Here is a 25,468-nt window from a genome sequence, read left to right as displayed (position 1 = left end):
GTAGCGCCGGACGTGGCGCCGGAAGGATCCGGGGCACCTGGCCGAGGCGGTTCCGATCGCGGCGAGCGAATCGCCGTGCAACGATGATAAAGGAGAACCGCGATGACAGCACAAGCCGGGCGTGATACTACGGGAGAACGTCGTGACTCTGGTGTTGATCGTGCCGGGCGCCGCGGTGCGCCGCTACGTCCAGCCGGCCGCGCAGACCCTGCAGGCGCGCGGCGTGGACACGCAACTGCTGGCCGCGCCCGGTGAACCCGGCACCTTCGCCGATCTACGAGCCTACGGCGAGCAGCTGGGTCAACGGCTCGGCGGCGGGCCGCCGGTCGATCTGCTCATCGGCCTGTCGGTCGGCGCACAAGCAGCAGCCATTGCCGCAGCCGCCACGCCGCCGGAGCAGTTGCGGCAGCTGATGCTGGTCAGCCCCACCGTGGACCCGCAGGCGCGGACCGCGCCGCGACTGCTCGCCCGATGGCTGGGCGGCGGCCGGGTGGAGCAGCCTGCTCTGCTGCGCGAGCAGGCCCCGGACTGGCGGCGCGCTGGTCCCCGGCGGTTGGCCGCGCTCGTCCGCTCCGCGCTGATCGTGCGCATCGAGGACGTCCTGCCCGACGTGGCCGCCGCGCTGAGCGTCGTGCACGGCGAGAACGACCTCATCACCTCGCACGCCTACGCCGCCCAGCTGGCCGCCGACCGCGGCGGCACGCTGCTGGTCCTGCCCCGGGCCACGCACTCCTGGCCCCACGCCGACGCCGACCGGTTCGCCGACACCGTCCAGGACGTGATCCGATGAGCCGCCGCACCCGCCGCGGCGATCAGAACCGGCAGCTCGCTCCCCGGAAGGTGGTCGCGTCTTTCGACTCGGCCACCGTGCTGCACGCCGGCCTGGCCGCGGCGCTGCGCGGCCAACCGTTCCCGCACCTGGGGAACAGCGCCTTCGCCGCGGCCGGGATCCGCGCCGCAGGCCGGCTCCCCTAGCCGATCCTGCGCCATCTCTACACCCGCGTCGGCGCCTCCGAAGGCATCGATCCGAGCCGGCTCGCCGACGTCGACCTGGCCGCCGTCGCCGCCGCACTCGCCGACGGCTACCCGACGCGGCGCTACCCCGCCGCGCTGATCGGCGCCAGCAACGGGGCGCTGACCCACCTCGCGGCCGCGCTGCAGATTCCCTGGTTGCCCGGCACCGTCCTGGTCCCCGTCGCCCGCACCGGCGACCCGCAACGACCGATCGATGCGCTGCGCTTCGGGGAACGAGCCGCGCCGCCGCTGCTCGAGGCCAACCCCGACATCGTCCTGCACCACATGCACGACCAGGTCCAGGACGAGCTCATGGTCGCTCGCATGACCTACTTCCGGGTCAAGTGGTGCGCACTCCCCGACGCCTACGCCCGCTTCCTGACCGGTCACCTCGCCCCGGGCGCCCCGGTCATCCTCGCCGACGACCAGTCCCGCTGGCCCGTCGTGCGGGTCGGTGACCGGCACGTCTTCCAGACCGGCGCCCAGGGCGGCCAGCAGCCATCGGACTACCTGCGCCGCCCACACACCCCGCAGCCCGACGGCGAGGCGCCGGAAGCTGAGTGGGGCGCCGACCCCGGCCTGGATGCGGCATTGGCCGCGTGGTGCGCCGCGCACGGCCACCCGCTCATCCGGCTCACCTACCCCGGCCCGCAGGCGCCCGCCCACGCCGTCGCCACCGTCATGCGCGACTGGCTCACCGCCCGCGGCGAGCACGGCGCCCGGCTGCTGGTGCCCTCGTTCGTGCTGGGCGACCCCTGGCGCACCATCAACGCCGCCGCCGTGCCGTTCTGGACGGTGTTCTGCGTGCAGTCGGCGTTGGGCGCCCTCGACGCCCACCTCGCCGTCAGCGCCCGCTACCGGGCCGTGGACATCCTCGCCTTCCAGCACGGCGTGCGTTCCGCGGGCATCGCCGAGCCCGACGAGTGGCTCGCCGTCGCCCGCCGCCACGGCGCCGCAGCCCGCCTGGTCGCCCTCGATCCCCGCCGATTCCCGCACGACATCGCCACGCTCGGCCGCTACGGCCGCGCCCTCGCCGACCTCCCACCCGCCCACCGCCCCTGGACACCCCTCGACGCCACCACCGCGATCCGAAGCTTGCACACCACCGGGCTCGCCGGCCCGTGATCGCCTCAGCGCCCCTGGGGACCGGCACGGTCGCCGGCGCCCCGAACGGACTCGACGACCGCGGGAAGGCGTCGAGTGCAGGACGACGACGGCGTGGTAGTCCGCGGCGCTCATCCCGGTCAGCACCAGCGGAAAGACACGAACAATCTGTGCTGTGGTCCTGCATCGGGCGGTAGCTCTGGTGCCCCTCAGCCGACTCCCAGCTTGACCATGACGAAGTAGGCGTATCGCTCGTCCAGCTCGTCCTCAGGCAGCAGCTCGACGTACCGCGGTTCGAACCCGCAGCGCCTGGCCAGCTCCCAGAAGGCGTGTATGGGGTACGTGGTCGTGTTGCCCGGGCTGAAGCGGTAGGACAGCCGGCGCGACCCGGTCCGCCACGACCCCGTGTCGTACTTGATCTGGACGAGCGCCAGCCCGCCCGGGGCGAGCATCTCGTGCGCGATGCGCAGGATGCGCTCGCCGTAGGCGGGGCTCGGGATGAGCTCGAAGACGTAGACACACAGGAACACATCGCAGGGTTCTGTGACGTGGCGGAGCGCTGCCTCCGGGTCCCGCACGTCCACGAGCACCGGCCGGAACGGTGTCTCGCAACGGGCGGCGACCTGCCGTGCACATTCCTCGAGGCTGTCGGGCGACACGTCGACGCCCACGAACTCCCGGGCGAGCGGCGCGAGCTGCACGGCGTTCGCGCCGCCGCCGCAGCCCCATTCGACGATCCGCGCCATGGCCGGTTCCGCGTCAAGCGTCCTGGCTGCCCGGCGCAGCATGCCGAGATGACGCAGCCCGATCCGCGCCCACAGCCCGCCTTCGGCGAACCTGGCGGTGCTCTGCCAGTGCGAGCCGCGCCCCTGGTGCGGCTCGGTCCAGAAGCGCTGCGCGTCCGCCTCGAGCGCCGCGTCCGACCTTCGGACACCCAACGCTTGCAGAACCCGGAGCAGCCCTCCCTGAGCGGTCCTCCGCAGCGCTTCCACCGACGGCATCTGCCGCGTCACGCGGACCACCTCGGTGAGAACGACGAGGTGGAGTGGGCGCCAGCGGCCGGAACACGCCTGCGCTCAATCCCGGCCCGCAGGTCCGTCTGCGCGGTCTCGGTCGTGTGGTCCGAGGCGCCTTCGGCGAGGACGTGGTCGACCAAGTGACGGCCGATGAAGCCGCTGGCGCCGATCTCCAGACCGCGAGCTCGGTACGGCGGAGGCGCAGCCGGCTCCTGTGCGGTGTCAACTCGGCGGTTCGTACTGGGAGACATCTTCGCGAGAGTCATCGTCGTCATTCCTGTGAACAGGACGCACGCCGGGCGGGCACGCGTGGCGGGCACGCTGTCCGTGGGGGTGCGCGGAGCGGGTAGGGCTCCTCAACGCATGCGAACGGCGCGTTCCACAGCCGATCGACGGGGAGGAGGTGTCAGGGGAACGACGGGTGCGGAGGACCTCGTCGCGCCGCGTGGATGCTCCAACCGCACCAGCGCAGCATCGATCCGTGACGCCGGATGCACAGCTGGGCGGGGGCACGCACGAGCCCAGTCGGCGCCGGCCCGGAGACGAGGAGCCTCACAGGACGGCGCAACGCGGTGAGCAGCAATTGCGCGATCCGTCCGCTCGTTGCGACGGCGATGACGAGGGCGGCGGATACAGCGAGCTGCATCGCAACGCCCGGGCCGTCCGCGACCACGATGTGCAGCAGCCCGCCCGACACGTGATGCGTCGCGGCCGAGTCGAGCTTCGCCGTCGCGTGCAGCGCCGGCTGCGCCACGACGGCACCTGACACGACCGACAGGAGGCCGTCACGACGCCCGCCGAGTCGCAGTCGCAGGCCCGCCACCGCGAGCGCCACCAACGCGAGCGCGACGGTGTGCGTCGGGTGCTCACCCGCAAGCACGTCGAACAGGATCGCGGCGACGAACGTGACCGTCGCGCCGACCACGAGCGACAGCCGACTTCCGGACTCAGCAGGAGGTCGGGTGCGACGCGACGCGCGGAACGACACAGTCATGCACCTCGCCTCCTCGCTCCCCCGCCGCGTCTCGTTGACCGACGAGTGTGCACGTGCAGCGCTGTGAAAAAGCTGAACCTGCCGCAGCGCAGGGGCCTGCCGGCGCTCCGGCGGGTTGGAGGGCTATGAGGCGGGAGCGGTCATCTCGTCGTACGTATCCCCTGCACGAACAGGCCCGCGACGAGCGCGTGGAACGGCATGGTCGCGAACACCAGCCGGACTACTGTGCATGACCCGCCCTCGCCTGCCGATCGGCTGGTCATGCACCCATGCTCATGCCGAACTGCATCGCGAGCAGCATGTACGCCATGCCCGTCGCCATCGTGGCGAGCGAGATCCTGAGGGCGAGATCGCCCGTGCCAGGCAGTGCCCGGACGACCGCCGGTACCTGCCCCACGGGGGTATTCGAGGCACCACGGGCGGCAGGCGGGTCGGCGGCGCCCAGGGCAGCCACCATCGGGAACAGCCCTCCGCCGAACCAACCCCACGCCTGCAGGACGAACCACGCCACGAGCGGGAGCGTGAGCCACGCGGTGCCGACGGCCTCCATGGCGAACATGTACGCCATCGCGAGGAGGTCGACCACGAGCAGCGGCCAGAGCAGGGACCGCGGCGCCGGCCGGTGCAGCACCAGTCGCGAGCCACCGAGGCCCGCAGCGGCAGCCGCGCACACGCTCGACCCGAGCGGGCCAACGGCTGGGAGGCCGCCGATCGGCACGAGCATGACGAGCATGGCCGCAGCCATGAGGACGTGCCCCCCGTGCCACCACCTGCGCGGGCTCCCCATCTCGACGACGTGCTGCACATGCAGCAACATGATCACGACAAAGACAGCGGCGAAGACGACCACCACCCATGTCGGGAGCCACGGGTTGGGCATCACAACGTCGCACCCCCAGTGCCTCGCGAGCGTTCCCAGATCCCCCGGCTCCCGACTGGCATCCGCAGAGAGTAACTTCTACCGCGTGTAGTACGGAAAGTGGTCGCCGTAATCCCCGCAGTCGAGCGGGGCGGCGCTGCACAGCACTACCGTCGTGGGACGCCCGACAGGCACCGAGGACGGTGTGCTCGGACCTACAGCGCGACATACGCCAGCGCTCAGCGCGATACCCACGAGCGGAAGCGGAGAATAACGTGACAGGTGGTGCGGCGGCGCCTCTCGGGCGTTCCTCTCGCACTCGGGGCATCTGGTTCGCCCTGCTCGCGGTGGCGGCACTGGCGGCCACCGTCCTGGTCGTGCGCGCGAACGGAGCCGAGCCCTACCGGCTGCTCGGCTACGCCGACCCGGGCGCGCTCACCGCGACCGGCGCTTCCGTGCTCCGGCTCGCCGTCGACGTCGCGGCCGCCGCCTGCGTCGGGTTCCTCGTGTACGCGTTGTGCTTCCTCGACTCACCGCCCGATGGTCGGCTCTCGGCCTGGGCCTGGATGTCGCTGCGGTGGGCGGGGATGGCCGCGTGGGCGTGGTCCGGCCTGGCGCTGGTCCTCGTCCCGTTCGACGGCGCCGACTCGATCGGAGTGTCCGTCGGGATGGTGCTGTCGCCCCGCCGGTTGCTGGACATGCTCACCTCGCTGTACGAGCCGGTGTACTGGCTGGCCTCGGCGGTGGCCGCGCTCGTCGTCGCGATCGGATCGCAGGTCATCCTGCGCTGGCGGGCGACCGCGGGCCTGCTCGGTGTGGCGGTCCTCGGGCTGCTCGCACCGGTCGCGGCCGGGCACACCGCTGCAGGTCCAGATCACGATCTCGCCATGAACGCCATGATCTTCCACGTCGTCGCGGCGGCGGCGTGGCTGGGTGTGCTCCTCGCCGTGGTCACCCACGCCGCCCGCTCGGGTGGTTCCGTCGCCGAGCCCGTCGGGCGCCGCTACCGGCGCTTCGCCCTCGGTTGCTGGCTCGTGCTGGCCGGTTCCGGCGTCGTCGCCGCACCGCTGCTCGTGCCCGTCCCGCAGCTGCTCTCCACGGAGTACGGGATCATCGTCGTCGGCAAGGCGCTGGGGCTCGCGGCCGTGGGCGGGATGGCCATCGCCGCCCGAAGGAAGGCGCTCGGTACCGGCGGGCGCCGGGGCCTGGCGAGGCTCCTCGCGGTCGAGACCGTAGTCCTGGGGCTCAGCACGGCGGTGACGATGGGGTTGACGCAGGCTCCCCCTCCTGCGTGGTTCGTCCGGGAGCTCGGAACCGACGAGGTCGCCTTCGGCTACGCCCTTCCCGAGCCCCCGACGGTGGCGAACCTGTTGACCACGTGGCGGGTCGACCTCCTGCTCACGACCCTCGCGGTGACCGCCGCGCTGCTCTACCTGCTGGGGGTCCGTCGGCTGCGACGGCGCGGCGAGCGCTGGCCGTTGGGCCGGAGTGCCGCCTGGCTCGCGGGGTGGACACTCGTCGTGGTGGCGACGTCGTCCGGCATCGGGGCCTACGCTCCGGCCACGTTCGGCATCCACATGACGATGCACATGACGCTCAACATGCTCGCGCCCCTGCTGTTGGTCCTGGGCGGGCCCGTCACGCTCGCGCTGCGCGCACTCCCCGCGGCCGCTCCCGGCACGGCAGCCGGCCCGCGCGAGTGGCTGTTCGCCCTGACGACCTCGCGCACCGCACGGCGGCTGAGCCATCCCGGGGCCGCTGCGCTGCTGTTCGTCTGCTCCTACTACCTGCTCTACTTCACCGGCTTGTTCGAGGCGGCGACGAGCGAGCACTGGTCCCGGATGGCGCTGAACCTGGTGACGCTGGCGATCGGCTACCAGTTCTACTGGATCGTCATCGGGGTCGACGCAGGCCCGCGCACCCTGCCCCATCTCGGCCGGCTCGGGATGGCCTTCGCGGTGATGCCCTTCCACGCCGTGTTCGCCGTGATCGTCATCAGCATCCCCACGGTGCTCGCGGAGTCCTACTACCGGCTGCTCGGGCTGCAGTGGGCGACCGACCTGCTCGCCGACCAGCGTGTCGGTGGCGTCGTCTCGCTCGTGATGGGTGAGATCGCGCTCGTCGTGGCCCAGGTGGTCCTGCTGGTCCAGTGGTACCAATACGACCAGCTCGGCGCGTTCCGCCGCGACCCGCTCGACGGAGACGATGAGGAATCGGCCGCGCACCGCGAAATGCTGGAGACGTGGAAGCGAAGCCGGTCGCCCCGATGAGTCGGTCGCGCACCACTCCTCGTGCAGCACGGGTGCCCGCCGGAACCGCTCAGCCCGCCGGCAGGTAGGTCGACACGGCAGCGAAGACGATGAACCCCGCGACGATGTAGAAGGCGTCGCGGCGGCCGCTGGCCTCGTCGTGCGCCTGCGGCAGCATCTCCTCCAGCGCCACGCTGAGCAGCGCGCCACCGGTGAAGGCAAGCACCGAGAACGTGACGAGGTCGGGGGCCCCGCGCAGGGCGAAGTACCCGAGGACAGCACCGAGGAGGATCGGCACCGCGAAGCCTGCTCCGGCGAGAAGCCGCATCCGCCGCGTGAGCCCGGCCCGCCGCAGCGTCGCCGAGGCGGCGAACCCCTCGGGCAGGTCGGCCGGTGCCTGTCCGATGGCCAGCAGGACGCCGAGCGCGGGATCGACGACGCTGCCCGTTCCGATCAGTACCCCGTCGCTGAGCAGATCCAGCCCGACGCCGGCGTAGACCGCCCATCCCCGGCCGCCTCCACCCCCACGCTGCTGCAGCCGTTCGGCTGCCGCATCGATGGCCAGGAACAGGCCGGCGCCGGCGACGAAGGCGACCATCGGCACCCAGGCACCCTCGATATCCAACGCCCGTGGCATCACCTCCAGTCCCACCACCGCGACGACGAGGCCAACGGCGACGTGCAGCGCCGCGCTCAGCACCGCGGGCGATACCTCCCGGATCTCGGCGAGCAGCCCGCCTAGGAAGTTCGCGGCCGCCGGGATCAGAGCGAGCAGTACGACGATCAGTGGTTGCGGCACCCTCTGCACGCTCCCTGTCTCTGCCGTCGCGGGGTCGAAACGCCGCCTACCCGCCCCGCGGCGGAGCATTCACCTGACCCGCCCAACCGCAGGAGGCCCGCACGACGCCTGCGGAGGTGCACCACCCGCCGACGCCGCGGTTGCGAGCGCGACGGGCGAGCGGTCAGTCGCAGCGCTCCTCGTGCCCGGCGTGGGCACCGTGCTCGACCTGCAACGTGCTGTGGGACACCCCGAACCGGTCCCGCAGTACCTCCGCGGCTCGATCCAGCACCGAGGCGTCCCCGCACGGCCCGGACCCATCGCCCTCGACGACGAGGTGCGCCGACAGCGTCGGCTTGCGGTCGTTGATGGCCCACACGTGCAGATCGTGAACCTCCAGCACACCGGGCACGCCGTGCAACGCCTCCTGTACCTCACCCACGTCGATGTGACGCGGGGCGCCTTCCAGCAGGACGTGCGTGACCTCGCGCAACAGGCCGACCGTGCGCGGGAGGATGAGCGCGACGATGAACAGCGACGCGACCGTGTCGGCATAGGGCCAGCCGGTCGTGAGCAGCACGACCGCCGCGACGAGCACGCCGACGGAGCCGAGGGCGTCCCCCAGCACGTGCAGTGCGGCCCCGCGCATGTTCATGTTCCGCCGATCTCCGCCGGCGAGCACGAGCAGCGACACGACGTTCCCCACGAGGCCCAGCACACCGATGACCAGCATGGGCAGCCCCGGCACCTCCTCGGGCGCGACCAGCCGGTTGACGCCCTCGTAAGCGACCCAGGCCACGACGAGGATCAGCGCGATCGCGTTCAACCCGGCGACCAGCACCTCGACCCGCCCCAGTCCGTACGTCCTGCGAACGCTCGCCGGACGAGCGGCCAGAACGGACGCCACGAGCGCCGCGGCCAGCGCACCCGCGTCCGTCAGCAGGTGACCGAGATCGGCGAGCAGGGCCAGCGATCCGGTGAGCGCTGCCCCGAACGCTCCCAGCACGGCCGACCCGAGCGTGACGGCGAGGGCGATGCCCAACCGCTTCCGGTGGACCGGGTGGCGCTCGCGGTCTACGTGTTCGGGGTGACGCTCGCCTTCGGGCTCCGGGCGTGGGTGCAGATCCGCACGACCGGCACGAGCGGGTACCGGGGCGTCTCCGAACGTCCCGGCTCGATGGCGTGGTTGGGCGGGGTCCTGTTCCCGTCGCTCTCGTGCTCGGGCTCGCCGGTCCGGTCCTCGCGCTCACCGGCATCACGCCACACTTCGCACCGCTCTCGCACGCGGTGGTCGCCGGCTGCGGGCTGGTGCTCGGCGTCGCGGGGCTCGTACTGGTGCTGCTGGCCCAGCGGAGCATGGGGGCCTCGTGGCGGATCGGCGTCGAGGCCGCGCAGCGAAGACGCCCCGCCGGGCGCACCCGCTCACGGGACAGGGCGTTTGAGTAGGTCCCGGCGTGGAAGCAGGCGCCTTCCCGACGTGGGCACAGCGAAGATCGGCAAGGAGGGTCCATGGTGCGTCGACGGTCCGCCACCGCGATGGCACTCGCCGCGACGGCACTCGCCACAGCCAGTTGCACGACGCCGGTTCGGTCCGTGCGGCCACCCCCGCGGGAGCCAGTAGTCCCGGTTGGGTGCCGCTTGCAACCGCAGCCCGGTGAGCCACTTCGCGCCGGAGTACTGCCCCTAGAACCCCCCGCGCCGGGAATTCGTGCGCAGCGGTCAGCGCCCGTCCGCCCATGCCGACGACCACGTAGCCGTCGAGCTCATCGAGTAGCTCCAGCGGGATGCCGCACTCCCAGCCGTCGACGGCGCGGCTGACCAACACCGCCGCACCCCCGTGGGGGCGGGCGGCGTCGAGGATCCGGCGCAGCGGAACGCCGGTCCAACGCGCGTTGCCGACGCGGCTCCATCCGAGCCGGTTGTGGATGCACACCATCGCGGCGTCGAACTCGACCGGCCCGAGCTCCAGCAGCTGCGCGTAGCTGAGGCTCAGGGGCGACGCCCACCCGCCCATCGACAGCGAGGCGCCATCGCGCGACGTCGACGAGGGGCGGGCGCATGTTCACGTCGGTGACGTAGAACTCTTCGACGGGCGTGAGCAGCGGCACCGCGCCGGGCCACGTCTCGGCCCCGTCGACGGCCGGCGGCAGCGCTCGCCCCACCGGGGTCGGCGCGAGCGCCTCCCCGTACGCGGCATCCTGGCGGATCCGGCGTCGAGCCTGGGTCTGCGCCGCCACGACGAGCGAAGCGACTCCCACCGCTCCTGCCGCCGCGGCCGGCGCACCACGGAGCACCGCCATCGTCGCGACCACCCCCGCGCCGGCGATAGCGGTGGCACGCCACCGCGGCTGCACAGTGCCGGCGGCACTCGAGGCCCGCCGCCGCGCCGCGGCCACTCCTGCCGCTGCCGCTGCCGCCGCCGCTACGGCGACGGCGTCCCGGGCGGGACGACGACGCAGCTGCCCAAGGAACGCTCCTCCTGCCATCAGCGTCGCCCCGGCGGCCGCGCGGATCACCGGCTTGTCCGCCGTACGCAGCACCTGCACGGTCCGCTCGACGAGCGGGATCGGACCGCTGTCGATCACTACCTGTCCCGCCGCGTCGAGGAACGAACGGGAGCGCAGCAGCGCCGCCGTTCCCTCCACCACACCGACGCCCACCAGCGCTGCCAGGACACCCCGCCGCCAGCCGGTCACGCCGACCTCCCTTGTGCGTACACGTTGCACTCGTGCAACATAGATGTTGCAGCGAGAGGGGGCAAGGATCTGATGGCCGAGGCACGTCCTCTGCTCGACGACGCGGTGCTGGCCGCGGCGGCACGGGTGATCGCCGAGCACGGGTGGCACGACTTCACACTGGAGCGGGTGGCGCAGGCCGCGGGGGTCTCGCGCGTCACGCTCTACCGACGCGGCACGACCAGGGAGCAGCTCGTCGACGCGCTCGTGGTCGGAGCCGCACAGGCCTGGCAGGCCGCTCTGTGGCCGGCGCTGGCCGACCCGGGAACAGCGACGGAACGCCTCGAAGCGGCCCTGCGCGCGTGCTGCACTGTCGTCGAGGAACACCTCGCGCTGCTCGCCGGCCTGAGCACGGCACCGGATCCGGTTTTCCACCTCGACGAGCCGAGCGCCGGCGGTGGTCGCGACACCCGGGAGGTCTTCGTCGCGCCGTTCGAGCGGCTGGTGCGCGACGGCATCGCGGAGGGCGGGCTGCGCGCGGGCCTCGACCCCGCGGAGACCGCGGTCCTGCTGTTCAACGTCGTTCCCCGCACGTACCTGCACCTGCGCAGCGCGCACGGCTGGCCGGCCGGACGCACCGCCGACAGCCTGCTCGACCTGCTCCTCGCCGGCCTGCGCGACACGACCGGCGCGCCGGCCGACCACCACCCCCACGGCGCGACCGAGAGGAACCAGTGATGGCGACCAGCACCAGCGCACTCGGCCCCACGCGGGAGATCGAACTCCCCGAGGGCCGCATCAGGTATCACGAGCGCGGCGACGGACAGCCCATCGTGTTCGTGCACGGAATCGTCACCAACGCCGACATCTGGCGGAACGTCGTCCCGGGGCTGGCCGACCGGAACCGGTGCATCACTCCGGACTGGCCCCTGGGGGGCCACGAGCTGCCGATGACCGAGGGCACCGACTTCTCCCTCTTCGGGCTCGCCGATCTGGTCGACCGCACGCTGGCCGCGCTCGACCTCGACGACGTCGTCCTGGTCGGTAACGACACAGGCGGCGCCATCTGCCAAGCCGTCGCGGCCCGGCATCCGACGCGGCTCGCCGGGCTGGTGCTCACCCCCTGCGACGCGTTCGACAACTTCCTCCCAGCGCCGATCAAGCACCTGCAGCTGCTCGGCCGCACCCCGACCGGGCTCAAAATGCTCGCCCAGACTCTCCGCTACCGCCCGGTCCAGCGACTGCCGATCGCGTTCGGGCTGCTCACCCGCCGCCCGATCCCCGCCGACATCATGGCCAGCTACACCGGCCCGCTGCGCGAGCACGCCGAGGTCCGGCGCGACTTCGCCCGCCTCGTCCGTGCAATCTCCACCCGCTACACCGAAGACGTCGCAGTCGGGCTGCCGGGGTTCGACCGTCCCGCACTGGTCGCATGGGCCCGTCAGGGTTTCTTCCCCCTCGGCCACGGCGAACGGCTCGCCGGCCTGCTGCCCGCAGCGCGACTGCGCATCATCGAGGACTCCGGCCCGTTCGTCACCGAGGACCGGCCCGACCAGGTCGTCACCCTCATGAACGAGTTCCTCGCCTCGATACCGCGCCGCTGACCGCTCCTCAGCTGCAGTCGGAAACCACGGGTCCGAGGCATGGTGGAAGAGGAGCGGACCCCTGGCGGTATCGTCCCGCACTGTGAGGCTTCCCCGAGCTGCTCACCGCATGCGCTCCACGGCGCAGCGCGGGAGCCTGTGGGCCGTTCTCGCACTGCTCGTCGCGCTGCCGACCATCGCGTGCCAGATCGCGGCCGCACCGGCCGCCGCTCACCACGGTTCGGCTCCCGCCCTCGCGGCGTCCTGCCACGGCCAGCCGGGCCACGACGTGTTCTGCGATCAAGGTGTCGCCACGGCCGCTCCGCAGAGCTCGCGCGCCGGGCGGTACGACAACCTGCACAACGTCCTCACCCCGATCGCCGTCACAGCCCTCATCGCGGCGAGCCCCACGGCGCTGCGGTTCGCCGCGACGTTCGCCCAGCGGACCGGACCTCCGTCGTGGGCCCCTCGTCGTCTCCTCACCGGGCGCCATCACCTCGTCGCCATCGGCATCAGCCGCATCTGATCGTCCTCCGGCACCCGGGCCGCGCTGCGGCCCGGCTCCGTCCTGTTCGCTACACCCAGGACGCGCTGCGCCCCGGCGCTGCCGCTGCCCGAGAACCTCCGAGAGGCATCATGACCAAGAATCTCAAGGCCACGATCACCGCCGTGCTCGTCGCCGCCGCCACGCTTGCCCTCCTGCTGTTCCTCGGCCGACCGGACTCGCCCGCACCGGTCGACCGCGCCGCACCCGCCGACGGAGCTGTCGACACGAGCGTTCCGCCCGACCTGCTCGTCCGCGACGACAGCCACCGCCTGTCGACCGCCCCCGACGGCCGGGTGACGTTCGTCGAGTTCCTCGACTTCGAATGCGAGGCGTGCCGAGCGGCTTATCCCGCCGTGGAGCAGCTGCGCAGCGAGTACGCGGACCGGGTCACGTTCGTCGCGCGCTACTTCCCGATCGCCAGCCACTTCAACGCGGAGAACGCCGCCGTGGCGGTGGAGGCCGCCGCTCAGCAGGGTCAGTTCGAGCAGATGTACCAGCGCATGTTCGAGACCCAGACCAGCTGGGGCGAGCAGCAGGTGTCTCAGGCACCGCTGTTCCGGCAGTTCGCGGGTGACCTCGGCCTCGACATGGCCGCCTACGACCGTGCGGTCGCCGACCCGGCCACGCTCGAGCGGGTCCGCTCCGACCAGCGTGACGGCCAGGCCGCCGGTGTCCAGGGCACGCCGACATTCTTCCTGAACGGCGAGCGCCTCGAGCCCCGCTCCGTGGACGACCTGCGGGCAGCGCTGGACACGGCCCTCGCCCAGTAGAACGACGAGGAGCAGCCTTGTCCCGGACCCGCATCCGCACCCGCGACATCCGACGCGGTGCAGGCGCCCGCACCACGGTCGCCCCTGCTGCACCCGGCCCGCGCGAGACGGTCGACCTGTTCGCCACGTTCCTGACGCGCCTCACCGGCTGGGTGCTGACGGTCGGCGGCGTCGTCGGCACCGCAGCCGCCTTCGCGCTCATCCTCGACCGCATCGCGCTGCTCGAGGACCCCGCCTTCATCCCGAGCTGCAACATCAGCCCGCTCCTGTCGTGCGGGTCGGTGATGACCTCACCCCAGGCCGAGGCGTTCGGCTTCCCCAACCCGCTGATCGGGCTCGTCGCGTTCCCGGTCGTGACGACGATCGGCGTGATCACGCTCGCCGGTGGCGCCGTGCCCCGATGGGTGTGGCTGGGCCTGCAGGCCGGCGCCCTCGGCGGGCTCGTGTTCGTGCACTGGCTCATCGCCCAGAGCCTGTACGTGATCGGCACCTTGTGCCCGTACTGCATGGCGGTCTGGGTGGTCACGATCGCGGTGTTCTGCTACACGACCCTGCACAACCTGCGGTCGGGCCGGCTGCCGGGGCCCCCCGCGTGGCGGCGCGCCACGTCCGGGCTCGCCACGTACCACGGCCTGCTCATGACGTCGTGGCTCCTCGTGGTCGTCGCGCTGATCGCCGCCCGCTTCTGGCCCTACTGGACGGGGCTCATCGGGTGAGCCGCGGGGGGCACTCCACGGCAGCCGTCGGCGGCGTGCACCACCGAGGTGGGAGCGGCACCCGCCGCGCCGCCACCGTCGAGACCCACCGCACGAGCTTCCGCCCGCCGCGGCAGCCGACGACTCCACCGGCGCACCGCGGACACCGCCCGCACGTCCACCTGCCCCCGCGGCCGGCACCTCCAGCTCGTCCGGGCCGCGTGCTTCCCCAGGAGCAGAGCCCGCGCGTCGCCCATCCCCGCGGTGCACCCCGCCCCGAGCTGTGGCGCCCCACCGCAGCCGGGGGCGCGACATCCCGATCGGCACACCCAGGACGCGGAGCAGCACGACCGGAACCCGTACGATCTTCCGGGCCCGCCACGCCGCCGCTGCCCTCCCCGAATGCGATGGCTCGCAACCGCGCGACCGTGGCGGCTGTGGCGCTCGGAGCCGCGATCGCGGCGGGCGAGTCCCTTCTCCCCGGCCCGGACGCGCCCGTGGCTCCGGTTCTGACGAGTGCCCTGCTGCCAGTGGCAACCGCGCAACCGACGACGTCAGGAGCCCCGGCGAGCGCCGGCGGAGATCGCTCTCCGTCGGCCTTCGCCCGAGCCGAGCTGGACGCCGGGATGCAGGTCGACGTCCAGAACCTCGTCAAAGCGGTCGAGATCGGAGAACGAATCGCCCGACGCGCAGCGATTATCAACGCCGCGCTCGCCGACGGAGCTCCGCAAGCCGCGCTCGTCGGCGACGCCGCTGTAGTGCGCCCGGTGGCGGGCCGGCTGACGTCGGCCGTCGGACCGCGCTGGGGCAGGAGCCACAACGGCCTGGACATCGCCAACAGGATCGGCACGCCGGTCTTCGCCGTCACCGACGGCGTCGTGGTGGAGTCCGGACCGGCATCGGGCTTCGGGCTGTGGGTCGTGATCCGCCACGACGACGGGACGAAGTCGGTCTACGGCCACATCAACCAGACCTTCGTCCGCGTCGGGGAGCGCGTCGACGCCGGAGAACTCATCGCCGAGGTCGGCAACCGGGGCATCTCGACGGGGCCGCACCTGCACCTCGAGATCTGGGACCGCTCCGGGAGCAAAGTGGACCCCGCCTCCTGGCTCAGACGCCGCGGCCTGGACGTCTGACCCAGCGGCTCCCGCTACTGATTAGCCTAGGCTTCCAGAATGCGTTAGCCTCGTCTAATCTTCCGGCATGGCGGGGGACGACCGACGCGCGAGCAGCTCCGAACGCCGCTCCGCCGCGCTCGCCATCGACGGCGGTCGCCCGAGCCGTCCGCCGGTGCTCCGCCGGCTGATGCTCCTCGGGCCGGCCTTCGTGGCCGCGATCGCCTACGTCGATCCAGGCAACTTCGCGACGAACTTCTCCGCCGGGTCGACGTATGGATACCTGCTGCTTTGGGTGATCGTCGCCGCGAACCTCATGGCGATGCTGATCCAGTCGCTCTCCGCCAAGCTCGGGCTGGCCACGGGCCAGAACCTGTGCGAGCTGTCGCGGCAGGAGTTCCGCAGGCCGGTGGTGTGGGGCCTGTGGGCGCAGGCGGAGGTGGTGGCGATGGCCACCGACATCGCCGAGGTGATCGGCGGAGCCATCGCGCTCAACCTGCTCTTCGGGCTACCGCTCCTGCACGGCGGGATCATCACGGGCGTCGTCGCGTTCGCGCTCCTCGGCCTGCACACCCGCGGTCAGCGCCGCTTCGAGGTCGCGGTCGGGGGCCTCTTCGCGGTGATCGTGATCGGCTTCCTCGTCGACCTCGCGCGGGTCGACGTGGACGCTCCGGCGCTCGCGTCCGGCCTCGTGCCCGGGTTCGCGGGAACGGAGAGCGTGCTGCTCGCGACCGGGATCCTCGGGGCCACGGTGATGCCGCACGTCATCTACCTGCACTCCGCGTTGACGCAGAGCAGGAGCGGGGGACGCTCGACGCCGGTTCGCCTGCGGCTTCGGTACCAGCGCGTGGACGTGGTCGTGGCGATGGGCCTCGCCGGCTTCGTGAACATCTCCATGCTCGTGATCGCGGCGGCGCTGTTCCACGTGCCGGACGGCGACGGCGCCGGCACGAGGGAGAGTCTGGAGTCGGTGCACAGCGGCCTGGTGGGGATCGACGGGTTCGCCGCACTGGCGTTCGCGCTCGCGCTCCTTGCATCGGGGCTCGCGTCCTCGGGCGTGGGAACCCTCTCCGGGCAGGTCGTCCTGCAGGGCTACCTGCGCCGCCGAGTTCCGCTCGTACTGCGCCGCGCTCTCACGCTCGCACCCGCCCTGACCGTCCTCGCCCTCGGCGTCGACCCGACGCAGGCACTCGTCCTGTCGCAGGTCGTCCTCTCGTTCGGGATCCCGTTCGCCCTCGTCCCGCTCGTCATGTTCACCCGACGGGTGGACCTCATGGGCGACCTGGTCAACCGCCGCACGACCACGGTGGTCGCAGCCCTCGCCGCGACCGTGATCATCGCCCTGAACGGGTTCCTCCTCGTTCAGGTACTGACGGGCGGCACGGGTTAGATGTCGTCCCGAGCTCCAACGATCATTTGACCTGCACCTCGTCGCCGACCTGCAGCTCGTTGAAGAAGGCGACCGCATCCGCGCGCACGAGCTTCACACAGCCGGCCGACGGTGTGCTCTGGCCTCCCTCGTGGAAGGCGATGCCGCCCGGAGCGAAGAACACCGAGTAGGGCATCTGCACCAGGTACTCACGACTGGTGTACTGCTCGGCCTTCCACTCGACGGCGTACGTGCCGCGCGGCGTCGGGTCCGCTGCGTCCCCGTCGACGAACTTGACCGGTCCCCGGATCACGGCCCCGTCGCGCAGTAGCCACGCGTTGTGGCTCGCCAGATCGACGCAGGCCCGGGCGGTCGCCGTGCACGGCGTGCCCGGGACCAGCGGCGTTCCGTCAGGTGTCGTGGTCACCTCGCTCCGGTAGGACGTGTCCCGCTCGGGAACGTCGGCCACCGACCGTCCGAGGAAGATCGAGCCGGTCACCAGAACCACCGCGGCGACCACTGCGGCCCGCAGAGCAAGTTCGCCCCTGATCATCCGAACACTTCCTGCACCGCCACGCTCACCGCACTCCTCGTTCGTCTCGACTCGCAACACCAACGAGCCCTCGGACTCACAGTGACGACGCCATCGCATGCTGTGCACACCACGCGGCACGGTTCGCTCTGTCGAGGCAACACGTCGATGACGCGACGCGCCGATCTTCGGCCTCGACAGGGTAGAGTCGGCGAAGCGAAATGTCCGTTTCGCGCGGCGGCGAACGGAGCAGCTGTCGAGCCGAACCTGCAGGAGTTGCAGCGACATGAGAGCCCGACCCGAGGCGGCCGGCGCACCGCTGTTGATCCTCGCGATCCTGATTCCCGCATTGATGGCCTGCAGCGCAGGCGGACCGCCTCCGGCCGGGAACGGCACGCCACCCACCGCGGAGTCCTCGCCACGGCAGTCGCTTGCAGTGCGGATCGAACTGCGCTACACCGAGGAGAGCCGCAGCCCGAGTCGGCAGTCCGTGCCCCTGGGCGCGGGGGTTCAGTTGCTGGTGCGCGGTGACGAGGCGGACCAACTGCACCTCACCGGGTACGAGCGCTACGCGACGGTTCTCGCGGGCGGCGAAGCTAGCATCTCCTTCGTGGCGGACTCCGCGGGGCAGTTCGTGCTCGAGAGAGACCAGCAAGGTGACGATCTCCTGGTCTTGGACGTCCTGTCCCCGTCCGCACCCTGACGTCCCAGACCACCTCTGGCCCGCCGGAACCGAATCGCGGTTCGGCATCGCGGCACCAGCGATCAGGCTTCCTGTTCCTGTGAGATCGTGCTCGCTCCGAGGCTCATCCGGCCGACCGCACCGACGGGCGTCGTACTACGAGTCCGGCACCTCGGAGTGGACTTCGACAGGGTCGCCGACCTGCAAGTAGTCGTAGAAGGCCGCAGCGTCCTCCTGGGCCAGCCGGACACATCCGGCCGACGTGGACTTCAGATTGCCCTCGTGGAAGGCGATCCCACCGGGGGCGAAGAACACCGCGTAGGGCATCGGCGAGTCGTATTCGGCGCTGACGTGCTCCTTGTTCTTCCACTCCACCTGGAAGTTCCCGGGCGGAGTCGCCTTGCCCTCGCCCCCGGTGCTGATCTTGACCGGCCCCCGCACGATCTCGCCGTCGCGCAGCAACCAGGCGTTGAGACCAGGTAGGTCGACGCAGGCGCGCGCCTCAGCCGTGCAGGGCGTTCCCTCCACCCGCGATTCCGGCACCGGCGTGCGGACTTCGTCGGCGCCTGCGAACGAGCCGCCCGACACGACGGCGGCCACCGTCGTCGCGAGCACGAGCCCCACTCGCCGCTTCCGACCCGATCCAGGACCGAACCGGCCCCCGTGCGTACCCATCCGACTCCTCACCGACTGCTCATCTGGTGTAACGCAGCGCGACGGACAAGGAAACGGCCAGCACGACGACCAGGTCTTAAGACGGTGGCACCGCACCCTGACCGGCCGAGGCGAGCTGGCACCGGTCCCCTTGGCCGAGCAGCAGGTCGCACTCGACGCCCCCGCCGCGCGAGTCGACCTCGTCGATCTGGCGTTTGCAACTGACCGGGATCCTGCAACTGGTCGGATGGGGCGCGCTGGGCGCCTACCTGCTCCTGCGAGCCGGATTCGCGCTCCACGAGGTAGGGCTCGACCGTGCCCGCCCCGGCCGCGACCTGCTCGCCGCCGCCGGGCTCGCCGCGCTGATCGGGATCCCCGGGCTCGGCCTGTACGCCCTCGCGCGAGTGGCCGGGGTCAGCGCGGTGGTCACTCCGACCACCCTCGACCAGACCTGGTGGCAACTCCCCGTACTGGTCGCCTCGGCCGTGGCCAACGGGTGGGCCGAGGAGGTCGTCGAGGTCGGCTACCTGCTCACCCGGCTGCGACAGCTGGGCTGGTCGGAGAACCGCTCCGTACTGGCCTCGGCCCTGCTGCGCGCCGGCTACCACCTCTACCAAGGCCTCGGCGGCTTCGTCGGGAACCTGGTCATGGGACTCGTGTTCGGCCGGGTCTGGCAGCGGACCAACCGGCTCTGGATCCTGATCGGCGCGCACGCCCTCATCAACATCGTCGCGTTCGTCGGCTACGCCCTCCTCGCGGACAGCCACTCCTGGCTACCCTGCCCCAGGCCGCGCCGATCAGGCGGCGCCAGGTGGGGTCGGCTCCACCGCGTCGACCCGGCCCGTGTCCTCGGACACGACCCGTTGATCGACCAGGCGGAGGAAGGACCTGGCCCGAGGGTGGACCGGCCGGACGAAGAACTCCGCCGGTGTCGCCTCCTCCGCGATCACGCCGCCGTCCATGAAGACGATCCGATCGGCGACCTGGCGCGCGAAATGGGTCTCGTGCGTGACGACCACCATCGTCATCCCGTCGCGGGCGAGGTCCTTCATCACTTCGAGGACCTCCCCGTGCAGTTCGGGGTCGAGGGCCGAGGTCGGCTCGTCGAACAGGATCACCTCGGGCTCCATCGCCAGCGCGCGGGCGATGGCCACGCGCTGCTTCTGCCCTCCGGACAGCCGCGACGGGTACTCGTCACGCTTCTCGGCGAGCCCGACGCGCGCCAGCAGCCGATCTCCGAGCGCGACGGCCTCGGCCTTGGGGAGGTTGCGGACATACCGGGCCCCCCTCGATGACGTTGCCCAAAGCTGTCATGTGCGGGAACAGGTTGAACTGCTGGAACACCATCGCCGTCCGGCATCGCATCTGCTGGATGGCCCGGGACCGCTTGCGGCCACGCGCGGCCGGATCACAGGTGATAGTGCAACCGCAGATCCGCAGCTCGCCCGCGTCGGGCTCCTCCAGCAGGTTGAGACAGCGGATCAGGGTCGTCTTGCCGGACCCCGACGGCCCCATCACCACGACCACCTCGCCGCGTCCGACCGCGAGATCGACCCCCTTGAGGACGTCGAGCGAACCGAAGGACTTGTGCAGGCCGCGTGCCACGACGGGTGCGTCACCGGTCATCAGTAGGCCCTTCCGAGTCGACGTTCGAGGCCGCCCTGGCCGATGGACAACAGCGTGTTGATCAACCAGTAGATCGCGCCCACCAGGAAGAACGCCTCCATGTACCGGAACGTGGAGGTGCCGACGCTCTCGGCCACCCGGGTGAGCTCCACGACGGTCACGACCGAGGCCAGCGACGTGTCCTTCATGAGCGCGATGAAACGGCTACCTACCGCAGGCGTGGCGATGCGCAGAGCCTGCGGGAACACGATCCGACGCATCACCCGCCAGTAGGGCATACCCATCGAATAAGCGGCCTCCCACTGTCCCTTGTCCACCCCGATGATGCCGCCCCGGAAGTTCTCGCTGAGGTACGCGGCGGCGAACAGCGTGAGCGCCAGGATCGCCGAAGGAATCGGTTTGAGCTGGATCCCGACCTGCGGAAGACCGAAGTAAATGATCATGATCTGGATGAGCAGCGGGGTGCCGCGGAACACCGAGACGTAGGCGATCGCGATCCCCCGCAGGGCACGGAACCGGGAGATCCGCGCCAACGCGAGGAGCCCTCCCAGCGCCGATCCCAGGACGAACGACACCACACCCAGCAGGAGTGTGATGACGACTCCCTGCAGCAGCAACGGGCCCGAGCGAGCGAGCAGATCCATGAGCTTCCCTCCTGGAGCGAGGCGTGGGGGTCAGGCAGGCAGCTTCCTGAGTTCGACGGCCACGTCCTGCCCGGCGAGCCAGCGCTGCGAGAAGCGGGTGATCGTGCCGTCCTCGATCATCTCGTTGATCACGCGGTTCACCTCCGGACCGAGGGAACCCGCGTCCTTGCGGAAGGTCATCGCGTTGATCTCCGATTCCAGCAGCGGACCGACCGGTTTCACCTGCAGCTCGTTCTGCTCGGCGAGGTAGGTGCCCTGGAAGCGGGACACCAGCGCGGCATCGGCGCCGCCACGCGAGAGGTCGGTCAGACCGAGCGTGGCGTTCTGGTTGGTCTTGACCTCAGCGCCCGGGATGCTCTCCCGTGCGAAGGCCTCCTGGGTGGTGCCGGCCGAGGTCGCCACCGACCTGCCGCTCAGGTCGGCGATGCCCTGGATCGTGTCGTCGTCGGCCTGAACGAAGATCGCGATCCCGTTGACCTGGTAGGGGATGGAGAAGTCGACCTGCTGCTTGCGCTCCTCGGTGATCGCCTGGCCGGAGATCACGATGTCGAACCGGTTCGCGCGCACGCCTTCAATGAAGTTCTGGTACGTCGACGGGATGAACTCGACGTTCTCGATACCGAGCCGGCTCGCCAGCTCCCTGGCCACGTCGACGTCGTAGCCGGCCGGCGAGTTCGACTCGTCGAGGAAGTTCCACGGCGGGTTCGCCTGCGTGAGGGCCACCCGCAACGTTCCCGACTCCCGCACCTGTTCCAGTAGGTCCCCGTCGGCCGATCGGGCGCCCCCTCCCGTACTGCACGCGGCGAGAGCGACGAGAGCCGCACCCACCGCACCGACTCGGCCCATGACGTTGCGCATCCTCATCGCCACCATCTCCTCATGCTGCGTTCTCTCGACGAACCGCCTCGACCACCAGGTCGAGCGCCCGCGCGAGCTGCGCGGTGCCCGTTGCGAAGTTGAGCCTGACGAACCCTGCCCCGGCCGCCCCGTACTGCGCGCCCTCCCCCAGCGCCACCCCGACCGTCTCCAGCAGCCGGGCTGCCGGGGTGCGGGAGTCCCACGCCCGCAGATCGAGCCATGCGAAGTAGGTGGCATCGGGCGGCTGGGAGATGCCGTCCAGGCCGGCGTCCGACAGGCGGTCGTACACCATCTGCCGGCGCGACCGGAGCGTGGAGACCACGTCCACGAGCCAGGGTCCACCGTGCTCCAGCGCGGCCACGGTGGCGACCATCCCGAGCGGGGTCGCGCCGCTGGTCTCGACATGGCGAACGCCACCCCACGCCTCCACGTCCCCGGCCGCGGTGAGTGCGACCATCGCAGTGCGCAGACCCGGCACGTTCCAGGCCTTGGTCGCGCTCGTGACGGTCACCGCGTGCGCCCGGCTCTGCTCGCTGACCGCGGCGTAGGGCACGAACGGCACGCCGTAGCGGATCGGTGCGTGCACCTCATCGGCGATCACCCGAGCGCCGAAGCGATCGGCCAGGCCGGCGAGCGCGGACAGCTGTCCGCGCTCGAGGACCGCACCGAGCGGATTGACCGGGTTGCACAGCAGGACGCTGCCGGCGCCGTTCCTCAGGCCGTCCTCGATCGCGTCGAGGTCCAACTGACAGCCGTTCGGCCCGATGAGGAGCGGGATCTCCCGGCACTCGCGTCCGGCTGCGGGAACGACCTCGAGGAAACGGGAGTAGGTGGGGGTGGGAACCAGCACCGGTGACCCCGGCCGGGTGAGGTAGCGGATCGCCACCCCGATTCCGCGCATTACGTCGGGGACGATGCGGATGGCCGACTCGTCGACCTCGAGGCCCTGGCCCCGGAGCCATCCGGTGGTGGCTCGGGGAACAGGGCTGACGGCATCGGGCACGGGGTAGCCGAACGCCTCGGCGGCCACGGCGTCGCGTACCGCTTCGAGGACCGGCGGGCAGGCCGACACGTCCATCTCCGCCACCCCGAGATCCAGGACGTCCCGCGGGTAGGTCGACCACCGCTTGCAGCGCCTGCCGATCGCTCGCTCGAGATCCCAGACCGGCGCCTCGGCGATGCCAGACGACGTGACCATCCGTGCTCCACTCTTTCGGGTGACCGCGATCGGCCTAGGGTGGCTGATGCAAAACGCCTGCAGTAGGGGGCAGCTCGCTGGCAGGGGCCCTAGCCTCTGTCTATGACCCGCCCGGACCTCGAGGCCGTGGATCTGGCCATGTTCCTGGCTGTGGTCCGGGCCGGTAGCTTCGGCCGGGCGGCCGTCGAGATGCAGATGGCACAGCCCTCGGTCAGCGCCCGCATGGCCCACCTGGAACGTCGGCTCGGCGTGCAGCTGTTCGACCGGAGCCATCGGGGCGCGACCTTGACCGCTGCCGGTGAGCGGCTCGCGGACTACGCCCGCCGGTGCCTGGATCTGCTCTCCGAAACGACCGCGGCGGTCCGGGCCGAGCGCCTCGACCGGCTGGTCGTGGCCGCTCCGGCGAGTCTCGGCAGCGCGGTCTTCCCAACGGTGCTCAAGGCCATGTCGGGCCACCCGGTGGACGTCGCCTGCCGCGTCGCCCACAGCGACGAGGCGGTCGCCGCGCTCCTCGACGGCAGCGTCCACGCCGGCTTCGTCCTCCAGCGCGTCCTCCCACCGGGACTGTCCGCATCGGTCGTCGCGACATCGCCGATCGTCGCCGTCGTGACACCCGGGCACCCGGCCGGCGGATTGCGGCAAGCGCGGCCCCACGACCTGGAGAACCATCCCGTCGTCGTCCACAACTGGAGCGAGGCGGCCCGGCAGGTCTACGAGACGTTCGCGAGTGCGCAGCGCGCGCTCGCCCACCCGGTACGGCTCGTGGGCACCCCGGACGTCGCCGTAGAGCTTGCGATCACGTCCGGCTACGTCGCCGTCGTCCCACTGTTCGCGGCATCAGCAGCCCTGGGACGCGACGAGCTCCACCTGCTGGACCTGACCGAACCGCGGGTCGACATCCAGGTCCAGCTCGTTCACCGCGACGAAGGATCGCGGCGGCTCGGCATCCGGCTGCTGCAGGCCGTCGTGCCGGAGATCGCCGCCCGGCTCCAGCCCTCAGCTTGACCGCGACGCATGGAGCGGCCGTTCAGACACTTGGGCGATCAACGGTCCTCGAACGAGATGTGCACGTGGTCCATGTGGTTCGCGGTGGCTCCGCCCCGGTCCTCCATGCGCTCCCAGCCGTCGCCGCTGTCGATGCGCTGGCGGTAGATCACGTACTCGATCCCGAGCCGGTCGCGGTTCGCCAGGGCGTACTCGGCCAGGTCCTCGCCGGTGACCCTGTCGACCATGAGGTCCAGCGCCAGACCGTCGGGGTGATCGGAGGCGTTCGCCCGCCCTGCGACCCCGGAGACCTCATCGACGTCGAAGCGGCAGCGCAGCTCGTTGCCGGCCGCGGCGACCACTCCCTGGACACCGCCGAACGTCGAGCCGCGGCTGACGCATCGTTCGTACGCGGATCGCTGGGCCTCGGCCTCCGCTGCGCGTTCCTCTGCCAGACCGACCGACTTCAGAAGCCCGGTGACGGGAGCGTCGACGGACGCGTCGAGCGGCGCCCGCTCCGGCTGCACAGGCACGAACGCGGCGACGACCGATGCCGCCCGAACGCCGTCGACCGACGCCTCTGCTGCGATCCTGTCAGCCGTCTGATCCGCGCCCACCGAGCCGCCGTGGGCGGCGAGGCTGAGCGCGCCACCGGCAGCGGTGAAGCCCACGAGGGCACGACTTGACCAGGAACGTACCGGACGCCGCCTACGGCCGGTCGCGGCCGACGCCGAGGGCACCGGTGTGGAGCGACCGACATCGGAGCGGCGGCCTGGGGAGCGGTGCCGCGCCACGATCTGCCTTCCAGCTTTCTCAGTCGACGGGCCGTGGACTCCGGTCGGGGAACCGGCGGCGTCGTCGTGCCGTGTCCATCTCGTTACTGTCCCGTCGTCTTGCCGAGATGCAAGCTATCGGTACTTGCGCCGCTGCACCCCGGCGGGGGTGCCGGATTTGAGGCGGAATGTCCGATCGACGCGACGAGCGGCGCCACCGTCCAGGTAGGTGACATCCGCTCGGGTGATCACCAGCCGTTGATCGTCACCGCCCGCGCATCGCTACGTTCTGGTTCTCGTGAGCAGCGGTGACCCGATCGTCGACGACCGGCGGTGGCCCGGCCGGACGGCCGGTCTGCTCCTCGTCACGGTCGTCGTGCTGGCCCTTCTCGGGCTGTGCCAGGGGCACAGCGGGTCGACCATCGCGCCGATGTCGGCAGCCGGCGCCACGCCCGTGTCCACGCAGTCCGGTCACTCCGCCACGTGCGTCACCCCGCGCACGGCCGACGCCGTATCCGCACAGCGCACCCTGCCCGGCGACGTCGACACCGACACGGCTGAGAGCGGCAGCGCGACGGCCCGCCCGAGATCTGGATCCATCCGCTGTGCACCTGCCGCGGCCGCTGTCGCCCCGCACGGGTGGGAGCTAATCGTCCTGCTGGGCGTGGCCCGGAACTGAGCCGACCCGGCGGCGGGGCGCATCCAGCGCGCCCGGGCGCTCCGGTGTCTGCCGGTTCCGTTCGCCGTTC

26 protein-coding genes and 3 pseudogenes are annotated in these 25,468 nt (G+C 71.3%); 16 read left to right on the top strand and 13 right to left on the bottom strand.

The annotated features are described in order from the left end of the window. Window positions 1-142 precede the first annotated feature (142 nt). The 3 genes from CFP66_RS41600 to CFP66_RS41590 all read left to right on the top strand — a co-directional run bounded on the left by CFP66_RS41600 (window position 143) and on the right by CFP66_RS41590 (window position 2,139). Window positions 143-790, top strand: coding sequence for an alpha/beta fold hydrolase (locus tag CFP66_RS41600; protein WP_158228427.1), 648 nt, complete (start codon window positions 143-145; stop codon window positions 788-790). Continuing rightward, window positions 787-975 carry a hypothetical protein gene (locus CFP66_RS41595; RefSeq protein ID WP_094930864.1) on the top strand — a complete coding sequence of 63 codons (189 nt, stop codon included), beginning with the start codon at window positions 787-789 and terminating at the stop codon, window positions 973-975. Before CFP66_RS41600 ends, CFP66_RS41595 begins: the two co-directional genes overlap by 4 nt. Window positions 976-1,170: 195 nt before the next feature. Further along, window positions 1,171-2,139, top strand: a complete 969-nt coding sequence (locus CFP66_RS41590; protein ID WP_094930863.1) for a hypothetical protein — start codon at window positions 1,171-1,173, stop codon at window positions 2,137-2,139. A gap of 188 nt (window positions 2,140-2,327) precedes the next feature. On the opposite strand, the gene CFP66_RS41585 is transcribed toward CFP66_RS41590, so the two are convergent. From CFP66_RS41585 to CFP66_RS41570, 3 genes are all read right to left on the bottom strand, one after another. Then, window positions 2,328-3,131 carry a cyclopropane-fatty-acyl-phospholipid synthase family protein gene (locus CFP66_RS41585; protein ID WP_143517575.1) on the bottom strand — a complete coding sequence of 268 codons (804 nt, stop codon included), beginning with the start codon at window positions 3,129-3,131 and terminating at the stop codon, window positions 2,328-2,330. A gap of 409 nt (window positions 3,132-3,540) precedes the next feature. Continuing rightward, window positions 3,541-4,128, bottom strand: coding sequence for a hypothetical protein (locus tag CFP66_RS41575; RefSeq protein WP_143517574.1), 588 nt, complete (start codon window positions 4,126-4,128; stop codon window positions 3,541-3,543). A gap of 259 nt (window positions 4,129-4,387) precedes the next feature. Beyond that, window positions 4,388-5,008 carry a DUF5134 domain-containing protein gene (locus CFP66_RS41570; RefSeq protein WP_094930859.1) on the bottom strand — a complete coding sequence of 207 codons (621 nt, stop codon included), beginning with the start codon at window positions 5,006-5,008 and terminating at the stop codon, window positions 4,388-4,390. A gap of 254 nt (window positions 5,009-5,262) precedes the next feature. Here CFP66_RS41570 and CFP66_RS41565 point away from each other — a divergent pair, with 254 nt between their 5' ends. Continuing rightward, entirely contained in the window at window positions 5,263-7,257 is a 1,995-nt protein-coding gene (locus CFP66_RS41565; protein ID WP_233160152.1) for a cytochrome c oxidase assembly protein, read from the top strand. A 49-nt stretch (window positions 7,258-7,306) separates the two neighbouring features. On the opposite strand, the gene CFP66_RS41560 is transcribed toward CFP66_RS41565, so the two are convergent. Beyond that, a complete protein-coding gene (locus tag CFP66_RS41560) occupies window positions 7,307-8,035 on the bottom strand; it encodes a ZIP family metal transporter (RefSeq protein ID WP_094930858.1) in 729 nt (242 codons plus the stop codon). Between the two features lie 163 nt (window positions 8,036-8,198). Further along, window positions 8,199-9,056 carry a cation diffusion facilitator family transporter gene (locus CFP66_RS41555; RefSeq protein WP_233160151.1) on the bottom strand — a complete coding sequence of 286 codons (858 nt, stop codon included), beginning with the start codon at window positions 9,054-9,056 and terminating at the stop codon, window positions 8,199-8,201. A gap of 173 nt (window positions 9,057-9,229) precedes the next feature. Between CFP66_RS41555 and CFP66_RS49645 the strand changes: the two genes are divergently transcribed. Continuing rightward, window positions 9,230-9,460 carry a hypothetical protein gene (locus CFP66_RS49645; protein ID WP_233160150.1) on the top strand — a complete coding sequence of 77 codons (231 nt, stop codon included), beginning with the start codon at window positions 9,230-9,232 and terminating at the stop codon, window positions 9,458-9,460. A 250-nt stretch (window positions 9,461-9,710) separates the two neighbouring features. Here the strand turns inward: CFP66_RS49645 and CFP66_RS50545 are convergent. Next, window positions 9,711-10,028 (bottom strand): annotated as a pseudogene (locus tag CFP66_RS50545) (molybdopterin-dependent oxidoreductase); the annotation flags it as partial. Window positions 10,029-10,782: 754 nt separating this feature from the next. On the opposite strand from CFP66_RS50545, the gene CFP66_RS41540 reads away from it, so the two are divergent. The 7 genes from CFP66_RS41540 (at window position 10,783) to CFP66_RS41510 (ending at window position 16,789) form a co-directional block, all read left to right on the top strand. Continuing rightward, window positions 10,783-11,427: a TetR/AcrR family transcriptional regulator gene (locus CFP66_RS41540; protein ID WP_094930855.1), complete on the top strand. Its 645-nt coding sequence runs from the start codon at window positions 10,783-10,785 to the stop codon at window positions 11,425-11,427. After that, on the top strand, window positions 11,427-12,293 hold the full coding sequence (locus CFP66_RS41535) for an alpha/beta fold hydrolase (protein WP_094930854.1): 867 nt from the start codon (window positions 11,427-11,429) through the stop codon (window positions 12,291-12,293). The genes CFP66_RS41540 and CFP66_RS41535 overlap by 1 nt, the downstream gene beginning before the upstream one ends. An 82-nt stretch (window positions 12,294-12,375) precedes the next feature. After that, window positions 12,376-12,798, top strand: a complete 423-nt coding sequence (locus tag CFP66_RS41530) for a hypothetical protein (RefSeq protein ID WP_143517573.1) — start codon at window positions 12,376-12,378, stop codon at window positions 12,796-12,798. A gap of 110 nt (window positions 12,799-12,908) precedes the next feature. Then, entirely contained in the window at window positions 12,909-13,589 is a 681-nt protein-coding gene (locus tag CFP66_RS41525; RefSeq protein WP_094930852.1) for a thioredoxin domain-containing protein, read from the top strand. Between the two features lie 17 nt (window positions 13,590-13,606). Further along, window positions 13,607-14,305, top strand: a complete 699-nt coding sequence (locus CFP66_RS41520; RefSeq protein ID WP_233160149.1) for a vitamin K epoxide reductase family protein — start codon at window positions 13,607-13,609, stop codon at window positions 14,303-14,305. A 605-nt stretch (window positions 14,306-14,910) separates the two neighbouring features. Beyond that, entirely contained in the window at window positions 14,911-15,420 is a 510-nt protein-coding gene (locus CFP66_RS41515) for a M23 family metallopeptidase (RefSeq protein ID WP_233160147.1), read from the top strand. A gap of 67 nt (window positions 15,421-15,487) precedes the next feature. After that, window positions 15,488-16,789, top strand: coding sequence for an Nramp family divalent metal transporter (locus CFP66_RS41510; RefSeq protein ID WP_094930850.1), 1,302 nt, complete (start codon window positions 15,488-15,490; stop codon window positions 16,787-16,789). A gap of 22 nt (window positions 16,790-16,811) precedes the next feature. Here the strand turns inward: CFP66_RS41510 and CFP66_RS41505 are convergent, their stop codons facing one another. Next, window positions 16,812-17,588 carry a L,D-transpeptidase gene (locus tag CFP66_RS41505; RefSeq protein ID WP_143517572.1) on the bottom strand — a complete coding sequence of 259 codons (777 nt, stop codon included), beginning with the start codon at window positions 17,586-17,588 and terminating at the stop codon, window positions 16,812-16,814. On the opposite strand from CFP66_RS41505, the gene CFP66_RS47625 reads away from it, so the two are divergent. Beyond that, complete coding sequence (locus CFP66_RS47625; protein ID WP_143517571.1) at window positions 17,587-18,003, top strand: hypothetical protein; 417 nt, start codon at window positions 17,587-17,589, stop codon at window positions 18,001-18,003. The genes CFP66_RS41505 and CFP66_RS47625 overlap by 2 nt on opposite strands. Before the next feature lie 135 nt (window positions 18,004-18,138). Here the strand turns inward: CFP66_RS47625 and CFP66_RS41495 are convergent, their stop codons facing one another. Further along, window positions 18,139-18,657, bottom strand: coding sequence for a L,D-transpeptidase (locus CFP66_RS41495; protein WP_094930847.1), 519 nt, complete (start codon window positions 18,655-18,657; stop codon window positions 18,139-18,141). Window positions 18,658-18,772: 115 nt separating this feature from the next. Between CFP66_RS41495 and CFP66_RS41490 the strand changes: the two are divergent. Next, window positions 18,773-19,415, top strand: a pseudogene (locus tag CFP66_RS41490) (CPBP family intramembrane glutamic endopeptidase); the annotation flags it as partial. Between the two features lie 18 nt (window positions 19,416-19,433). Here CFP66_RS41490 and CFP66_RS41485 read toward each other — a convergent pair. The 4 genes and pseudogenes from CFP66_RS41485 to CFP66_RS41470 all read right to left on the bottom strand — a co-directional run bounded on the left by CFP66_RS41485 (window position 19,434) and on the right by CFP66_RS41470 (window position 22,962). Further along, a pseudogene (locus tag CFP66_RS41485) lies at window positions 19,434-20,262 on the bottom strand (amino acid ABC transporter ATP-binding protein). Then, on the bottom strand, window positions 20,262-20,906 hold the full coding sequence (locus tag CFP66_RS41480) for an amino acid ABC transporter permease (protein ID WP_094930846.1): 645 nt from the start codon (window positions 20,904-20,906) through the stop codon (window positions 20,262-20,264). The pseudogene CFP66_RS41485 and the gene CFP66_RS41480 overlap by 1 nt, the downstream one beginning before the upstream one ends. Before the next feature lie 30 nt (window positions 20,907-20,936). Next, window positions 20,937-21,770: a transporter substrate-binding domain-containing protein gene (locus tag CFP66_RS41475; RefSeq protein ID WP_233160145.1), complete on the bottom strand. Its 834-nt coding sequence runs from the start codon at window positions 21,768-21,770 to the stop codon at window positions 20,937-20,939. A gap of 13 nt (window positions 21,771-21,783) precedes the next feature. Then, complete coding sequence (locus CFP66_RS41470; protein ID WP_094930845.1) at window positions 21,784-22,962, bottom strand: aminotransferase class I/II-fold pyridoxal phosphate-dependent enzyme; 1,179 nt, start codon at window positions 22,960-22,962, stop codon at window positions 21,784-21,786. 102 nt (window positions 22,963-23,064) lie between these two features. Between CFP66_RS41470 and CFP66_RS41465 the strand changes: the two genes are divergently transcribed. Beyond that, on the top strand, window positions 23,065-23,967 hold the full coding sequence (locus CFP66_RS41465; RefSeq protein ID WP_094930844.1) for a LysR family transcriptional regulator: 903 nt from the start codon (window positions 23,065-23,067) through the stop codon (window positions 23,965-23,967). 38 nt (window positions 23,968-24,005) lie between these two features. Here CFP66_RS41465 and CFP66_RS49640 read toward each other — a convergent pair whose 3' ends face one another. Further along, complete coding sequence (locus tag CFP66_RS49640; RefSeq protein ID WP_233160143.1) at window positions 24,006-24,617, bottom strand: hypothetical protein; 612 nt, start codon at window positions 24,615-24,617, stop codon at window positions 24,006-24,008. A 400-nt stretch (window positions 24,618-25,017) separates the two neighbouring features. On the opposite strand from CFP66_RS49640, the gene CFP66_RS41455 reads away from it, so the two are divergent. Beyond that, window positions 25,018-25,398: a hypothetical protein gene (locus tag CFP66_RS41455; RefSeq protein ID WP_094930843.1), complete on the top strand. Its 381-nt coding sequence runs from the start codon at window positions 25,018-25,020 to the stop codon at window positions 25,396-25,398. Window positions 25,399-25,468 lie beyond the last annotated feature (70 nt).

It is taken from the genome of Pseudonocardia sp. MH-G8, assembly GCF_002262885.1.
GTDB lineage: Bacteria > Actinomycetota > Actinomycetes > Mycobacteriales > Pseudonocardiaceae > Pseudonocardia.
Note: the sequence above shows the minus strand (reverse complement) of the source record. Positions and strands in the feature narration are given on the sequence as shown.

What these genes read in the sequence shown, in the direction of transcription:
- CFP66_RS41595 (WP_094930864.1), top strand. Translation starts at nt 787, where the DNA reads ATGAGCCGCCGCACCCGCCGCGGCGATCAGAACCGGCAGCTCGCTCCC.
- CFP66_RS41575 (WP_143517574.1), bottom strand. Translation starts at nt 4,128, where the DNA reads ATGACTGTGTCGTTCCGCGCGTCGCGTCGCACCCGACCTCCTGCTGAG.
- CFP66_RS41570 (WP_094930859.1), bottom strand. Translation starts at nt 5,008, where the DNA reads ATGCCCAACCCGTGGCTCCCGACATGGGTGGTGGTCGTCTTCGCCGCT.
- CFP66_RS41540 (WP_094930855.1), top strand. Translation starts at nt 10,783, where the DNA reads ATGGCCGAGGCACGTCCTCTGCTCGACGACGCGGTGCTGGCCGCGGCG.
- CFP66_RS41535 (WP_094930854.1), top strand. Translation starts at nt 11,427, where the DNA reads ATGGCGACCAGCACCAGCGCACTCGGCCCCACGCGGGAGATCGAACTC.
- CFP66_RS41525 (WP_094930852.1), top strand. Translation starts at nt 12,909, where the DNA reads ATGACCAAGAATCTCAAGGCCACGATCACCGCCGTGCTCGTCGCCGCC.
- CFP66_RS41515 (WP_233160147.1), top strand. Translation starts at nt 14,911, where the DNA reads ATGCAGGTCGACGTCCAGAACCTCGTCAAAGCGGTCGAGATCGGAGAA.
- CFP66_RS41510 (WP_094930850.1), top strand. Translation starts at nt 15,488, where the DNA reads ATGGCGGGGGACGACCGACGCGCGAGCAGCTCCGAACGCCGCTCCGCC.
- CFP66_RS47625 (WP_143517571.1), top strand. Translation starts at nt 17,587, where the DNA reads ATGAGAGCCCGACCCGAGGCGGCCGGCGCACCGCTGTTGATCCTCGCG.
- CFP66_RS41505 (WP_143517572.1), bottom strand. Translation starts at nt 17,588, where the DNA reads ATGTCGCTGCAACTCCTGCAGGTTCGGCTCGACAGCTGCTCCGTTCGC.
- CFP66_RS41495 (WP_094930847.1), bottom strand. Translation starts at nt 18,657, where the DNA reads ATGGGTACGCACGGGGGCCGGTTCGGTCCTGGATCGGGTCGGAAGCGG.
- CFP66_RS41480 (WP_094930846.1), bottom strand. Translation starts at nt 20,906, where the DNA reads ATGGATCTGCTCGCTCGCTCGGGCCCGTTGCTGCTGCAGGGAGTCGTC.
- CFP66_RS41475 (WP_233160145.1), bottom strand. Translation starts at nt 21,770, where the DNA reads ATGAGGATGCGCAACGTCATGGGCCGAGTCGGTGCGGTGGGTGCGGCT.
- CFP66_RS41470 (WP_094930845.1), bottom strand. Translation starts at nt 22,962, where the DNA reads ATGGTCACGTCGTCTGGCATCGCCGAGGCGCCGGTCTGGGATCTCGAG.
- CFP66_RS41465 (WP_094930844.1), top strand. Translation starts at nt 23,065, where the DNA reads ATGACCCGCCCGGACCTCGAGGCCGTGGATCTGGCCATGTTCCTGGCT.